Here is a 13276-nt window from a genome sequence, read left to right as displayed (position 1 = left end):
GGGAGGAGAGGTGCTGCACTCAGGCATACATGGCCAAGCCGATGCTACGGCAAATGGGAACGTGGCTGTCCCCATCGCCCTGGTTCAGGCGACAAAGGCCTTTGGCGGCACGATCGCCCTCAAGGATGCGTCCTTCGAATTGCGCTCCGGCGAGGTGCTGGCATTACTTGGCGAAAACGGCGCCGGCAAGAGCACGTGCGTGAAGCTGCTGGCCGGTGTGCATGCCCCAACCGGCGGCCATGTCGAGATCGATGGCAAGCCTGTTGTTCTGCATTCGCCACAGGACGCCCAGGCTGCCGGCATCGCGGTTATGCACCAGCATCCCGGCCTGTTCCCCGATCTACCGGTCGCGGAAAACATTTATCTCGGCCACATGCCGCGCGACCGTTTTGGTGGCATCGACAACGCCGCCATGATAGCCGGCGCGCGCAAGGTATTGGCGACGGTCGGTCTCGACGTGCCGGCCGAAATGCGGTTAGGCGCGCTGCGCACCTCCGAACAGCAATTGGTCGAGATCGCCCGCGCGCTATCGCTCGACGCGCGCGTGCTGATCATGGACGAGCCCACGGCGGCCCTATCGCAGCGCGAAGTCGAGCGGCTGTTCACTGTCGTTGCCGATCTCAGGCTGCACGGCGTGGCGATGATGTTCGTAGGTCACCGCATGGACGAAATCTTCCGCATCGCCGACCGCATGGCGGTGCTGCGGGACGGACGCCTTATCGGCGTCAAGCCGAAGGCTGAGCTTGGTCGCGCCGCGGCCATCAGCATGATGGTCGGCCGCGAAGTGACCGACCTCTACCCGGAACGAAACCACGCCACCGGCGCATTGGTGCTGGAGGCGAGGGGGCTTTCGCGCGCCGGCGGCTTCTCCAACATTGATTTGAAGCTCCGCGCCGGGGAGGTGCTTGGACTTGGCGGCCTCGTGGGCAGCGGGCGAACCGAGATCGCGCGCGTGTTGTTCGGCATCGACCAGCCTGACGCTGGCGAAATCCTGATCGACGACCTAGTCGTGCGCTTCGCCTCGGCGCGTGACGCCATGGATGCGCACATCGCCTATGTCTCGGAAGACCGTATGGGCCAGAGCTTGGTGATGGATTTCTCGATCCTCGACAATGCGGTGCTGCCGGTCCTCGACAAGGCCGCGCCGGCCGGTTTTTACGGCACGGATCGTGCGATCGATCTGGTTGCGGACTGGCTGAAACGCATGAAGCTGCGCTTCTCCAGTTACGGGCAGCCGGTCAAGGAATTGTCCGGTGGCAACCAGCAGAAGGTGGTGCTGGCTAAATGGCTGCGCACCGAGCCGCGCGTACTCATCCTCGACGAGCCGACGCAAGGCATCGATGTTGGCACCAAGGCGGAAGTGCATGCCATGATCGCCGACCTTGCCGCGCAAGGCATGGCGATCCTCCTAATTTCTTCCGAGATGCCCGAACTGATCGGCATGTGCGACCGCATCGTCGTCCTGCGCGAAGGTCACCAAACGGCCGAATTCGCGCGCGGCGAAGCCACCCAGAAAAGGGTGCTGGAAGCGGCGACGAAGACCAGCGAGCACGTCGATCCGGCAGCGCAGGCTGCGCGTGCCGCCTTCAAGGAGAAGAGAAAAGGAATGCTCGATTTCCTGAAGCGGCGAGAGTTCGGGCTCCTCGCCGCGATGCTAGCGGTCGCCATTCCGGTCACCATCATCAACCCGCGCATGGTAAGCGCGGCAAACCTGACCGCCGTGTCGATGGACGCGGCACTGCTGGTCGTCGCCGCACTCGCCCAGATGCTGGTGCTGATTACCCGCAATATCGACCTTTCGATCGCCGCGGTGATCGGTCTTTCCGCCTATATGGCCGCCAGCATGGTTCAGGCCTATCCCGGGCTCGACATCGGCATCGGCCTGGTGACCGCATGCGCGGTCGGCGGCATCGCCGGTCTGATCAACGGCCTTGTCGTCACCCGGGGAAGGATCCCGGCCATCGTCGTCACGCTGGCCTCGATGTCGATCTTTCGCGGGTTCAACTCGATCTGGGCGGCCGGCGACCAGGTCAGTGCGGACGAGGTCACGCAGGCCTGGCTCGACATGACCGGCCTGAAGATCGCCGGCGTGCCGCTGATCGTCGTCATCGCTATTCTCATCTTATGCGCTGGCTACGTCCTGCTCTATCGCACTTCCGTCGGGCGCGAACTGTTTGCTACCGGCTCCAACCCCGACGGCGCGCGGCTCATCGGCATCCCGGTCGACCGCCGCATCCTGCTTGCCTTTGGCATGGCGGGCTTGCTCGGTGGCCTTTGCGGGGCGCTGTGGGCCTCCCGCTATGCCACCATCGATGCCCGCGTCGCGCTTGGCTTCGAACTCACCGTGATCGCTTCGGCGGTGGTCGGCGGGGTCGCCATCCGCGGTGGTTCGGGCACACTGCTCGGCATCATCCTCGGCGCGCTCACCCTTTTGGTCATCAAGAACGGGCTGACCCTTGTGCGCGTCGACCCGCTGTGGCTGCAAGGCGTCTACGGGCTGGTGATCCTGGTCGCCATCGGCATCGATACCTTCATCGTGCGGCGCGCGGAGCAGGCAAGACAGGCAAGGGCGCGATGAACAAGTTCCTGCGCTCGATCGATTTCTGGGACCTGCTGCTGGCGACCTCTTGTCTGGCCGCCTTCCTCTACGCGGCGATCTTCGTGCCGAATTTCGTCTCTGGCTTCAATCTCTCGCAGCTGGCGGCGAGTGCCTCGGAAAAGGCGTTGCTGATCCTGCCGATGACGCTGCTCATCATCATCCGCGAGATCGACCTGTCGATTGCCTCGGTGCTGGCGCTGACGTCCGTGGTGTTCGGCCTGCTCGTCCAAGCGGGCGCGCCTACGCTGGCGGCAATCCCGCTGACGCTCTTGGCCGGCGGCCTGCTCGGCGCCTTCAACGGCTATCTGGTCTCGGGCCTGGGACTGCAGTCGCTGGTGGTGACGCTCGGCACCATGGCGCTCTATCGCGGTATCGGCTACATCCTGCTCGGCACCGGTTCGGTCAACATCCTGCCGCCAGCCGTCGTCGATTTCGGGATCAACAACCTGCCGGGCACTGAGATACCGTGGACCATCGTGCCTTTCCTGGTGCTGGCGCCAGTGTTTGCCGTCATCCTTCAGAAGACGCCGAGCGGCAAGCGCATCCATGCGCTCGGCGGCAGCCCCGAAGTGGCGCGCTATTCCGGCATCAACACGCGCCGGATGATCCTGAATCTATTCATCGTCTCGGGCGTGGTCGCGGCCATCGCCGGCATCGTCTATACCGCGCGGCTCTCCAACGCCCGCGCCAACAACGCGCTCGGCATGGAACTCGACGTCATCACCATCGTGCTGCTCGGCGGCGTTAGCGTGTTTGGCGGCAAGGGCCGCCTGACCGGTGTCATGCTGGCACTGCTCCTGATCGCCGTGATCCGAAACGTGCTGGCGCTCAACCAGGTCGGCGGCGACGCGCAGGGTATGATCATCGGCCTGCTTCTGATCGGCTCGCTGCTGGTCGGCAATTACTGGCGCTCCGCACAGGAGAGGCTCAGCAGATCGCGCGTCTTGCGCGAGACCAAGGGGTGATCTCGAGCCCCTTCCTTCAAGCCCGATGTTTTTGACGGAGGAGTCACAATGAAAGCGTTTAGATTAGCCCTGATCGCATCCGCGGTTCTGCTCTCGCCGGCCTCGCTGGCCTTCAGCCAGGAATGCGCCAAGGAACCCGTGACGGTCGGCTTCCTGCCCAAGCTCGACACAGACCCCTACTTCAAGGTGGCCTTTGGAGGCGCCGAAGAGGCGGCGAAGGAAATTGGCGGCACTGCTACCCAGGTCGCCCCATCGCAGGCGACGGCCGAGGCGCAGATCGAATTCATCAACAGCCTCGTGTCGCAGAAGGTCGGGGTCATCGCAATTGCCGGCAACGACGCCAATGCCGTTGCGCCTGCTCTGAAGCGCGCCGTTCAGCAGGGCGTCAGGGTGATCTCGTATGACTCCGACGTGGCGGCCGATGCCCGCGCGGTATTCGTGAACCAGGTGAAGGGCGACAGTCTCGCCGAGATGATGCTGGAAAGTGCATTCGATCTCAGCGGCGGTGAAGGCGAATTCGCAATCCTATCGTCGACACCCACGGCGACCAACCAGAACGCCTGGATCGACTTCATCAAAGCGAAGATGGCGGCCGAGCCGAAGTTCGCCAAGATGAAGTTGGTGCAGGTCGCCTATGGCGAAGAGAGCGAACAGGTCAACCAGCAACAGGCGTTGGCGTTGGTCCAGGCGTTTCCGAATCTCAAGGTGATCATCGTTCCGGCAGGCATTGGCCTTCCGGCGGCCGCGCGTGCACTCGAGGAAGCCGGCATGATCGGCAAGGTCAAGCTGACCGGTCTCGCGCCGGCCACTCTGATCTCGAAGTACATCAAGGACGGCGCCGCACAGGATATCTGGTGGAATGTCACCGATCTTGGCTATCTTGCCTATCAAGCAGCCCAGGCGCTTGCACAATGCAAGATCACCGGCAAGGAAGGTGAGAAGTTCACGGCAGGCAGGCTCGGCGAATACACGATCGGGGCCAGCGGCGAATTGATCCTTGGGCCGGCGAAAATCGTGACCCCTGAAAACCTGGCCGAGTTCAAGTTCTGATCCTCCAGGTCTAGACATAGCGGGCGCCGGCTGAAACCGGCGCCCGTTTTCCCAACTTCTTGATCGAACAGTGTGGGGACGGCAATGAAACTGTTGCTTGCAGGTGAACCTTCGTAGCGACGACGTCGGCCGCCGTTGGCGGCGACGCGCTGACAAGTGCGACCTCGACCAATGGCGCAACGGCCTTCAACGCCGCGCTGGCCGCCGAGGGCATCACCGTGCCTCAACGCCTCCATCCTGCAGTCGTCCCACCCGATCTTCGCCGGCGTGGAGGGGCCGTTGCCGACCATCCTGGGCATGAACAAGCTGGATTTCAGGAACGACGGTTCATCCCGTCTGCTTGCGACCTGAATATCGGGGGCTCGGACTGGCCGCTGCTCGCGGCTCGCAACCACGGTCGCGCCCGCACGCTCGCCTGGGCGACCGACATCGGGCCGCATTGGCTGTCGCAGGATTTTCTCGGTGGCCGGTCTACGGCAAACTGATGGCGAACATGGTGCGGTGGCTCGCCGGCATCGAGTAAGCAAGACGAATACCTGGGTCAACTCCGTTGCCGGTTCTCGCTGTAGAACTAGCTATTCCACGCTGAGCCGATACCCAATACCGCGCACGGTCTGCAGCCAGACCGGATTTGACGGATCGCGCTCGATCTTGCGGCGCAGCCGGTTGATCTGGACGTCGATGGTGCGCTCGCCGACTTCCGAATCGTCGCCGACCAGTTCGTGGCGGGGGATGGTTTCGCCGGCGCGCGCTGCGAAGATCGCCAGGATCTCCTGTTCGCGGTCGGTCAGCTTCAGCGCCTCGCCGCCGCGCTTCAGTTCGCGCCTGGCGATCTGGAAGGTGTAGGGGCCGAACACCAGCTGCTCGACCTTGGGCGTCGCCGCCGGGCCGCCCCGGCGCAGGATGTTGTTGATACGCAGGATCAGCTCGCGCGGGTCGAAGGGTTTTGGCAGGTAGTCGTCGGCGCCGGCTTCGAGCCCCGAGATGCGGCTGTCGGTTTCCGACAAGGCCGTCAGCATCAGGATCGGCACGTTCTTCTCGGCGCGCAGAGCCTTGGTGAGATCGACGCCGCTTTCTCCCGGCATCATCACGTCGAGCACGAGGAGGTCGAAATCGAGGCCGGCGAGCTTGCGGCGGGCCTCGCCGGCATTGCCGGCGACGGTGACGCGAAAGCCGTTTTCGGTCAGATACTGCTTGAGAAGATTGCGAATGCGGGTGTCGTCGTCGACCACGAGCAGATGCGGTGCGTCGTCATCCGGTGCGGCCGCGGTGTCGACCCTCTCAGTGCTCTCCATGGCTTTTCCCTGACATTTTTGCGGACCCAACGTCGATCTGAGCTCTCAGTTCCGGATTGACCATCGCTTCGAGGAAGCGTTCCACCAAGGTCCGTTCGGTGGCGCCGGAATCTTCCAATGCAGCACGGATGCGGCGTGACTGTGGCCGCGCCAGCGCCAGCGCCAGCGCCCGGCCCTTGGCCGTCGGATAGAGTTCGCGCTGGCGACGGTCGCGCGGGCCTTGCAACTGCACGACGTGATCGGTGTCGATCAATTGCTTCAGCACACGCGCCAGGCTCTGCTTGGTTATCTTCAGCACGTCGAGCAGTTCGGCGACGGTCAGGCCCGGCCGGCGGTTGACGAAGTGCAGCACGCGGTGGTGGGCGCGGCCGAAGCCGTAGTCGGCCAGGATCTGATCGGGATCGGAGGTGAAGTCGCGATAGGCGAAGAAGAAGAGTTCGATGAGGGCGAAGTCGATGCCGTCCTCGCTGGTGATCGCGGTCCTGATCGGTTTTCCGGCAGCTGGGCTTTTATCCGTCATCATTTCTCCATGGGAACGGGAGATTATGTCAGTACTATTGACGTAATTTCCCTGCAATGGTAATTTTTGACAAGCTTTTGAGCGGATTGCGAACGAAAAGGCGAGGCAGGCCGGTTTTTCCGGAACTTCCTGAGTTTGCCAGGGCGCGATTATCCGCTTACGCTTCCAGACACCGGCCGGCGTTTCCAACCATATGGCGCTGCCAAAAAAGAACACGCAACGACACTAGGATATGCGGGTCGCGACCCGCGGGAGGTTACCATGGCATCCGTTCCCTTCGATCAACTGGACGGCTTCATCTGGATGAATGGCGAGATCGTCCCGTGGGGGGACGCCAAGATTCATGTGCTGACCCACGGCCTGCATTACGCCAGCGCGGTCTTCGAGGGTGAGCGCGCCTATGGCGGCGAGATCTTCAAGCTCAACGAGCATACGGAACGCCTGCATGAATCGGCGCGCCTGCTCGGCTTCAAGATACCCTATTCGGTGGCCGAGCTCAACGACGCGTCGACCACGCTCGTGAAGAAGCAGGGCTTCCAGGACGCCTATGTCAGGCCGATCGCCTGGCGCGGCAGCGAGCAGATGGGTGTTTCGGCGCAAAACAACCGCATCAACGTCGCCATCGCCATCTGGCAATGGCCGAGCTATTTCGACCCGGCGCAGAAGCTGAAGGGCATCCGTCTCGATGTGGCGGAATGGCGCCGGCCCGATCCGCGCACGGCGCCGTCGCGGTCTAAGGCCGCCGGCCTCTACATGATCTGCACCATGTCCAAGCATGCCGCCGAGGCCAAGGGCTTTGCCGACGCCATGATGCTCGACTGGCGGGGCCAGGTCGCCGAAGCAACCGGCGCCAACATCTTTTTCGTCAAGGACGGCAAGATCCACACTCCCAAGCCCGATTGCTTCCTCGACGGCATTACCCGCCGCACGGTCATCGGTCTCGCCAGGGATCGCGGCCTTGAGATCATCGAACGCGCCATCCTGCCGGAAGAATTGGAAGGGTTCGAGCAGTGCTTCCTGACCGGAACGGCAGCGGAAGTAACTCCGGTTTCGGAGATCGGCCCTTACCGATTCGAAGTCGGCGAGATCGCCAAGAATCTCATGAACGACTATTCTATCGCCGTTCAACCCAAGCATGCTATCGCCGCAGAATAACGATAGTCACAGCTTTTCGTGCAAGCAGGGGCGGTTTTCGGGCCGCCCCTTTTATTTCAGCGTTTCTGCATTTGACTTTCATCCAATTCGGCGTCTCATCATGGTGTCGGCCCGGGAGGCTGGCAGCTATGGAGGGACTAATCATATGGACATGAACACGCTTCTTCCGATCATTATTCAGATCATTACAGGCATTATTGGTGGTCAGGCGGTCAGTGTGGCGATCAAGACGGCGGCAATGGGCCAGCTTACCAAAATCCTGGGCGGAGCCATCGGCGGTGTCGGCGGCGCGGCGATCCTCGGCAGCCTGCTTGGCGGCGGTACGATCAGTCCTGACGCGGCCGCGGCGGCGACCAGCGGCCTGGGCAGCGCGCTCAACCTGCAGAACATCCTCGGTGGCGCCGGCGGTGGCGCGATCCTGACCGCCATTCTCGGCGCGGTCATGGGCGCCATGAAGAAATAAGCCCGCCGATCTCGGGCTTCGCAGAATGGGCGGCTTCGGCCGCCCATTCTTTTGGAGACGCACTGTTTGGCCTTCGGCATGTGGACGGTTTTGACCGATGCCTCTACATGATCGCTGACACAGCGAAAGGACGATCATGGGTCAGCTCAATGCCGGCATCGTGCCGGTCACACCGTTCCAGCAGAACTGCACCATCCTGTTCGACATGGACGACAAGCATGGCGTCGTCGTGGATCCGGGTGGCGACATCGACAAGGTGCTGGCAACGTTGAAGGACAACGCGATCACGGCCGAGGCGATCTGGATCACGCACGGCCATATCGATCATGCCGGCGGCGCCATGGAACTGAAGGAAGCACTCGGCGTCGAGATCATCGGCCCGCATGAAGCCGACAAGATGCTGCTCGACAATCTGGAAAACCAGGGCAGGCGCTACGGCATCGGCGGTGTGCGAAACTGCGTGCCCGACCGGTTCCTCACCGAGGGCGAGACGGTGTCGTTCGGCGGCCATGTGTTCGAGGTGCTGCATTGCCCCGGCCACGCGCCGGGCCATGTCGTCTATTATAACCGCGCCGCCAAATTCGCCCATGTCGGCGACGTTTTGTTTCGCGGTTCGGTCGGCCGCACCGATCTGCCGGGCGGCGACCATGCGGCCCTCATCGCCTCGATCAAGGACAAGCTGTTGCCGCTCGGCGACGACATCGGGTTCATCTGCGGCCATGGCCCCGGCGGGCGTTTTGGCGAGGAACGGCGAACCAATCCGTTTTTGACCTGAATGAGATAGGGACCGCTGCCGGAAGCCTAACTAGCTCACAACAAAAAAGCGCTGGCCTTGCGGTCAGCGCTTTTCTGTTTGGGGGAGGGAAGCCTCAGTTGGCTGTGCAGAAATGCTGTTCACCATCGCTGCCGGTGAAGGTGCCGGTACGGGAATTGAAGGTGCGGTAGCGGTCCGAGCAGTATTCGTACCAGCCGCGCGTCCACGGTTCGGCGTAACGGTCGGCATAGACCACCTGCGGTTCCGCGTAGTAGCGGCGGACCGGGGCAGGGCGCACCCGCACCTCACGATCGTAGTAACCGTCATCGTAATAGCGGTCGGAATCGGGTGGCGGCCTGTCATTGGCCAATGCGCCACCGATCAATGCGCCGGCGGCAAGGCCGAGAACGCCGGCTGCTACAGCGTCGCCATTGCCATGGCCATGGCCGTGATGGTGCCAACGGCGCCAGTCATCGGCATTGGCCGCCGAAGAGGTCCCCAGCGTGGTGGCGACCACGGCTGCGGACAGCACGGCTGTCTTGAAAATGCGGTTCATCTTGGTCTCCTTCGTACCGGACCGTGCAGTTTCTTGCAGGGGATGCAGTCCGGCTTTACCGATGACTAATATGGGACCGTGGCTGAACGGGGGCTGAACGAAAATTTGGCCGCACGCATTCTTTCACGCCCTCAAAACCGCACCTTCGGCGCGGACCTGACTGCCGGAGCCGGTCCGAAGCCGGCTCAGCCGACCGACAGGTTGACGGCCTTGGGTCCCTTGCCGCGCTTGTCCGGCTCGGTGTCGAATGTCACTTTCTGCCCATCTTCGAGACCGGGGAGACCCGACGCCTGCACGGCCGAAATATGGACGAAGACATCCTTCGCGCCATCATCCGGTGTGATGAAGCCGAAGCCTTTGGCATGGTTGAAGAATTTGACGGTGCCGGTCTGCGGCATGGGAAGCTCCTTTGATCCCATAAATTCCAGTCTCGGGCCGGCAAATGCCCGAATGGAAATTTGTCCTTTATTTTAGCGCTATCGGCAAGTGAAAGTTTGCAGGCACTTAAAGCACGTCGCTTTAAATGCTTGTTATGATGCGCGTCATTGGCCCGCACCCGGGATGAACTTCCGGATGAGATGAGTCTATGCTGTGCGGCGGACATGAAAAAGGCGCGGCGAAAACCGCCGCGCCTTTCAAAAATCCGTCTGCCTGCCCACGTCCTGGTCAAGCTCCTCGTTGGCCCATCCGCTTGGGATGCGCGCGCGCCGACCGCTCAGGCTGCGCGCAGGTTGACCGCCTTCGGGCCCTTGCCCATCCGGTCCGGCTCGACATCGAAAGTGACCTTCTGGCCATCGACGAGCGTGCGCAGGCCAGAGGCCTCGATCGCTGAAATGTGGACGAACACGTCCTTGGCGCCGCCGTCGGGCGTGATGAAACCGAAGCCTTTGGTCGCATTGAAGAATTTAACGGTGCCGGTCTGGGCCATTGGGGAAACTCCTTCACCCGTTCAGTCTTGGTGGTCCTGCCCGCCACCTGGCGTCGAGGGCAGTTCCTGGTGGTTGCTTTCGGCAGTCATGCATTGGCGCATGGTCAAACCCCCCGCCGAAAAACGGGGCCGTCAGAGATTCACAGTATCGGGGAAAGGTCGTCCAAAACGTTCCGCTCTCCGGGTCGCAAATGCCCGAACACAGAATTTATCGCACGGAAACGTGAAGGTTGCAAGATAGCGCTGCGGGTCGCCGCCCTTGGCGCATCCCGACGCAAAAATCGGCCGATCAAAGCGGCGACCGGCCGCAAATAGGCTTCGTTGGCGCAGGGGTCATCGGCCCACAGCGCCGGTCATGGATGGGCCAGATACGACGATTGCCGGCGATGCGGCCGAGGCCTACCGGTTCGGGTGTCGTTCTCCTACAGAAGCCGCAAACAAGGGTTGCAATTGGCAGTGGAATGACGAGGGTCACGCCGTGGGCGACTGATCTAAATCTTGTTTTGGTCGATATAATTACCAACGTACCGCCACGCGGGCTTGGGTGGTACGGACCGGTACGCGGATCAAGTGAGAGACGATCTTGAGGTTCTTGCGGCGATCTTTTCACGGCAGGTTTTTGCCGTCCTTTTCCTGTAGGCAATTCTTGCCGCCTGCACGGTGGTCGTCGATGGACGGACCTGGACCGCGACCGCCTCCGCCGCCCTGAACCGCAATTCTGCACCAAATACGAACCGATCTGCGCCCGGCGCGGCGGAGATCGCCAGACCTTCGCCAATGCCTGTCTGGCCGATCGGGCGGGGTACCGCGTCGTGCGTGACGGGTCCTGTCGCGGTGGCGGTGGCGGCGGCGGTGATGGCGAGCAGACGTTCTGCAACCGTGAATACGCGCCGGTGTGCGCCCGCCGGCATGGCGAGATGCGCACCTTTCCCAATGCCTGCGAGGTGCGTGCCTCGGACTATCGCGTCGTCGGCGAGGGGCCGTGCTGAGATTCTGCCCTCTCCCGCAAGGGGGGGAAGGCAAGGCGGCTCATTATTTTTCCACGCCAATATAAGCTCTGCTCTTGAGCAGGCCGGCCAGATGAGCAGCGTTTGAGGCCGCCATTTCGATGGCCTCGGTAACCTTGTCGGGGTTTTTCGGCAGGTCGACGTAATTGACGTCTTGCATGGCTTCACCGACCCAGTAGACGCCGCCATTGGCGGGGATGGTGAAGCCGACATCGTTCAGCGCCTGGAAGCACTCCGCGTGGCAGTGATGCGCGCCGTCCTCGTTGCCGACGATCGCCACCAGGGCCACCTTGCCGGCGGCCGGCATGCGGCCCTTGTCGTCGGTCTCCTCGAGAAAGGCGTCCATCCGCTCCAAGACGCGCTTGGCGACGCTCGATGGCTGGCCCAACCAGATCGGCAAGCCGAGAATGAAGATATCTGCGGCGAGGATCTTTTCGCGCAGGCCGGGCCAGTCGTCGCCTTTGCCCATGTCGGAGAGCACGCCGGGCTTGATGTCATGATCGAGCGCGCGCACGACCTTGCCTTCCACGCCATGCGGCTTGAGCGCCGCCAGCAGATCGGCGATGATCTTGTCGGTGGACGATTTTTCCTTGTCGCCGGAAGCTTTCAGCGAACAGTTGAGGGCAAAGGCGGTGAGGGACATCGCGAAACTCCTGCATCTGGGTGTGCAGGCTCAACGCCGCGAGGCGTTTGCGGTTGCGCGGCGTGTCGGCTGGCCTCCGCTCAGCTGGCCGGATTGTCGGCCAATTCGAGATTGTCTTCCGTGGTGACCCGCTCGTGGGTCTCTTGGTCGCTGCGGATGCGATATTGCGGGGAACCGTCCTTGACCGGCAGCCTGCTCTTGATCTCGAACAGTTCCACGGTCTTGTTGACCAAGCCGGTCCTGCTTTTCATCCGCACGGTCTGACCGATGGCGAAGAGATGCGAGGGGGTATCGGTGCGCGGTCGCGCATTCTGTTGAAAACGGATCATGCTGCATTCTCCCGGTCGCGCACCAGCGCGGTTTCGAGGTCCAGGTGGTCGATGGCGACAAGCTGGCTAGTGAGCGGGTTGTTCACCGCCTTTGCCGGCAGGTGGATGAAGGTGGCGACGCGGTGCCAGGCAAGCCGCGACATTCCCTCGATCAACTCCTCGTCGTGATCGATGTCGTAGTCGCCGGCCGGCAGTTGTCCTTCCAGGCCACCGAGCACGAATGGCGCGGTGAAATGGGCGATGGAACGGGTGGTGCGGTCCGGCATTGTCCTGGCCTTGATATCCCGCCTCGCGCGTCACGTGAACAGCGCCCTGAGCGCAAAAAAAGGCGGGGACACGACGACTGTAATCCACGCGCATCCGGTATTAACAATTGGAATGAGATTGGCGGATCGAGAACCTCGACACCGCGAGATGACAAATGTGGCCCAAACCATGTTTTCTATATAGCTCAATTCGGCGCTCTATTCAAGAATAAGATCCGAACTCCTCGCTTCGATCAGAAAAATAGACGGCTATAATTTTTGGAATAAATCTGCTATGGCTGCAGATATCTTCGAAAATTTCTTGGAGGCGTGCCGAGTTTTTCCTCGGCGCCTATACTTTTATTTTTCCTGAAAGGGATAAAGCCATGGATTCAGTCAGAACTTCGAAAGGGAAGAGCGTGGCGATCAATCCGATCGTCAGGCCAATCGCCACGTACGCCATTGGCGCTGCCGGAAAGCCGATGGCCGTCCAGTCGGCGCGGCTGACCATCAGAAGCGACGAGGCGGCAAGGCGAACGATCTCCGATACCGATGGAACTGTGAGGCGGGCCAGGCAGGTTGCCGAGACCAATCGCCTGATTTGATCGCTTTCGCCGCGACGTGAGGCGCAGAATCAAGCAAAGCCTTGAACCTGTAACGCCGATGGCCTAGATCGCGGCAGGCGCACGAACACGGTAGGTGTCCCATCAACAGAGATCAGAGAAGAGCGGCGGGTGCGGGAACCAAGCCTGGCGCGGCTAAGTCTG

The 13276-nt window shown here is 62.0% G+C and carries 16 protein-coding genes and 1 pseudogene; 9 read left to right on the top strand and 8 right to left on the bottom strand.

Features of this window, described 5'->3' with window-relative positions:
• Window positions 1-61 precede the first annotated feature (61 nt).
• The 4 genes from ACVWWD_RS01010 to ACVWWD_RS00995 all read left to right on the top strand — a co-directional run bounded on the left by ACVWWD_RS01010 (window position 62) and on the right by ACVWWD_RS00995 (window position 5099).
• The gene (locus tag ACVWWD_RS01010) at window positions 62-2578 is read left to right on the top strand and encodes an ATP-binding cassette domain-containing protein (RefSeq protein ID WP_457102864.1); all 2517 of its coding nucleotides are present in this window, start codon (window positions 62-64) and stop codon (window positions 2576-2578) included.
• Window positions 2575-3564, top strand: coding sequence for an ABC transporter permease (locus tag ACVWWD_RS01005; RefSeq protein ID WP_352551024.1), 990 nt, complete (start codon window positions 2575-2577; stop codon window positions 3562-3564). The genes ACVWWD_RS01010 and ACVWWD_RS01005 overlap by 4 nt, the downstream gene beginning before the upstream one ends.
• A 48-nt stretch (window positions 3565-3612) precedes the next feature.
• Window positions 3613-4614 carry a rhamnose ABC transporter substrate-binding protein gene (locus ACVWWD_RS01000; protein ID WP_352551026.1) on the top strand — a complete coding sequence of 334 codons (1002 nt, stop codon included), beginning with the start codon at window positions 3613-3615 and terminating at the stop codon, window positions 4612-4614.
• 218 nt (window positions 4615-4832) lie between these two features.
• Window positions 4833-5099: a glutamine amidotransferase gene (locus tag ACVWWD_RS00995; protein ID WP_457102863.1), complete on the top strand. Its 267-nt coding sequence runs from the start codon at window positions 4833-4835 to the stop codon at window positions 5097-5099.
• A 90-nt stretch (window positions 5100-5189) separates the two neighbouring features.
• On the opposite strand, the gene ACVWWD_RS00990 is transcribed toward ACVWWD_RS00995, so the two are convergent.
• Both ACVWWD_RS00990 and ACVWWD_RS00985 read right to left on the bottom strand, forming a co-directional pair.
• Entirely contained in the window at window positions 5190-5909 is a 720-nt protein-coding gene (locus ACVWWD_RS00990) for a response regulator (protein WP_023770265.1), read from the bottom strand.
• A complete protein-coding gene (locus ACVWWD_RS00985) occupies window positions 5896-6429 on the bottom strand; it encodes a MarR family winged helix-turn-helix transcriptional regulator (RefSeq protein WP_023770264.1) in 534 nt (177 codons plus the stop codon). Before ACVWWD_RS00985 ends, ACVWWD_RS00990 begins: the two co-directional genes overlap by 14 nt.
• A 261-nt stretch (window positions 6430-6690) precedes the next feature.
• Here ACVWWD_RS00985 and ACVWWD_RS00980 point away from each other — a divergent pair, with 261 nt between their 5' ends.
• From ACVWWD_RS00980 to ACVWWD_RS00970, 3 genes are all read left to right on the top strand, one after another.
• A complete protein-coding gene (locus tag ACVWWD_RS00980) occupies window positions 6691-7584 on the top strand; it encodes a branched-chain amino acid aminotransferase (protein ID WP_457102862.1) in 894 nt (297 codons plus the stop codon).
• Window positions 7585-7729: 145 nt separating this feature from the next.
• On the top strand, window positions 7730-8047 hold the full coding sequence (locus ACVWWD_RS00975) for a hypothetical protein (protein ID WP_352551030.1): 318 nt from the start codon (window positions 7730-7732) through the stop codon (window positions 8045-8047).
• A gap of 136 nt (window positions 8048-8183) precedes the next feature.
• Entirely contained in the window at window positions 8184-8822 is a 639-nt protein-coding gene (locus tag ACVWWD_RS00970) for an MBL fold metallo-hydrolase (protein WP_023770261.1), read from the top strand.
• A gap of 94 nt (window positions 8823-8916) precedes the next feature.
• Here the strand turns inward: ACVWWD_RS00970 and ACVWWD_RS00965 are convergent, their stop codons facing one another.
• The 3 genes from ACVWWD_RS00965 to ACVWWD_RS00955 form a co-directional block, all read right to left on the bottom strand.
• The gene (locus ACVWWD_RS00965; protein ID WP_352551032.1) at window positions 8917-9357 is read right to left on the bottom strand and encodes a BA14K family protein; all 441 of its coding nucleotides are present in this window, start codon (window positions 9355-9357) and stop codon (window positions 8917-8919) included.
• A 185-nt stretch (window positions 9358-9542) separates the two neighbouring features.
• Window positions 9543-9755: a cold-shock protein gene (locus ACVWWD_RS00960; RefSeq protein WP_008877668.1), complete on the bottom strand. Its 213-nt coding sequence runs from the start codon at window positions 9753-9755 to the stop codon at window positions 9543-9545.
• 317 nt (window positions 9756-10072) lie between these two features.
• Entirely contained in the window at window positions 10073-10285 is a 213-nt protein-coding gene (locus tag ACVWWD_RS00955; protein ID WP_006202520.1) for a cold-shock protein, read from the bottom strand.
• A 642-nt stretch (window positions 10286-10927) separates the two neighbouring features.
• Here ACVWWD_RS00955 and ACVWWD_RS00950 point away from each other — a divergent pair.
• A pseudogene (locus ACVWWD_RS00950) lies at window positions 10928-11274 on the top strand (Kazal-type serine protease inhibitor domain-containing protein).
• A gap of 43 nt (window positions 11275-11317) precedes the next feature.
• On the opposite strand, the gene ACVWWD_RS00945 reads toward ACVWWD_RS00950, so the two are convergent.
• From ACVWWD_RS00945 to ACVWWD_RS00935, 3 genes are all read right to left on the bottom strand, one after another.
• Window positions 11318-11935, bottom strand: coding sequence for a flavodoxin family protein (locus ACVWWD_RS00945; protein ID WP_023770259.1), 618 nt, complete (start codon window positions 11933-11935; stop codon window positions 11318-11320).
• 80 nt (window positions 11936-12015) lie between these two features.
• Window positions 12016-12264 carry a hypothetical protein gene (locus ACVWWD_RS00940; protein WP_023781445.1) on the bottom strand — a complete coding sequence of 83 codons (249 nt, stop codon included), beginning with the start codon at window positions 12262-12264 and terminating at the stop codon, window positions 12016-12018.
• Window positions 12261-12530 (bottom strand): hypothetical protein, encoded by a 270-nt coding sequence (locus ACVWWD_RS00935; protein ID WP_352551035.1) that lies wholly within the window; start codon window positions 12528-12530, stop codon window positions 12261-12263. Before ACVWWD_RS00935 ends, ACVWWD_RS00940 begins: the two co-directional genes overlap by 4 nt.
• Window positions 12531-12895: 365 nt before the next feature.
• On the opposite strand from ACVWWD_RS00935, the gene ACVWWD_RS00930 reads away from it, so the two are divergent.
• On the top strand, window positions 12896-13114 hold the full coding sequence (locus ACVWWD_RS00930) for a hypothetical protein (RefSeq protein WP_031251992.1): 219 nt from the start codon (window positions 12896-12898) through the stop codon (window positions 13112-13114).
• Window positions 13115-13276: the final 162 nt, after the last annotated feature.

Source organism: Mesorhizobium sp. URHB0026 (genome assembly GCF_054059755.1).
Note: the sequence above shows the minus strand (reverse complement) of the source record. Positions and strands in the feature narration are given on the sequence as shown.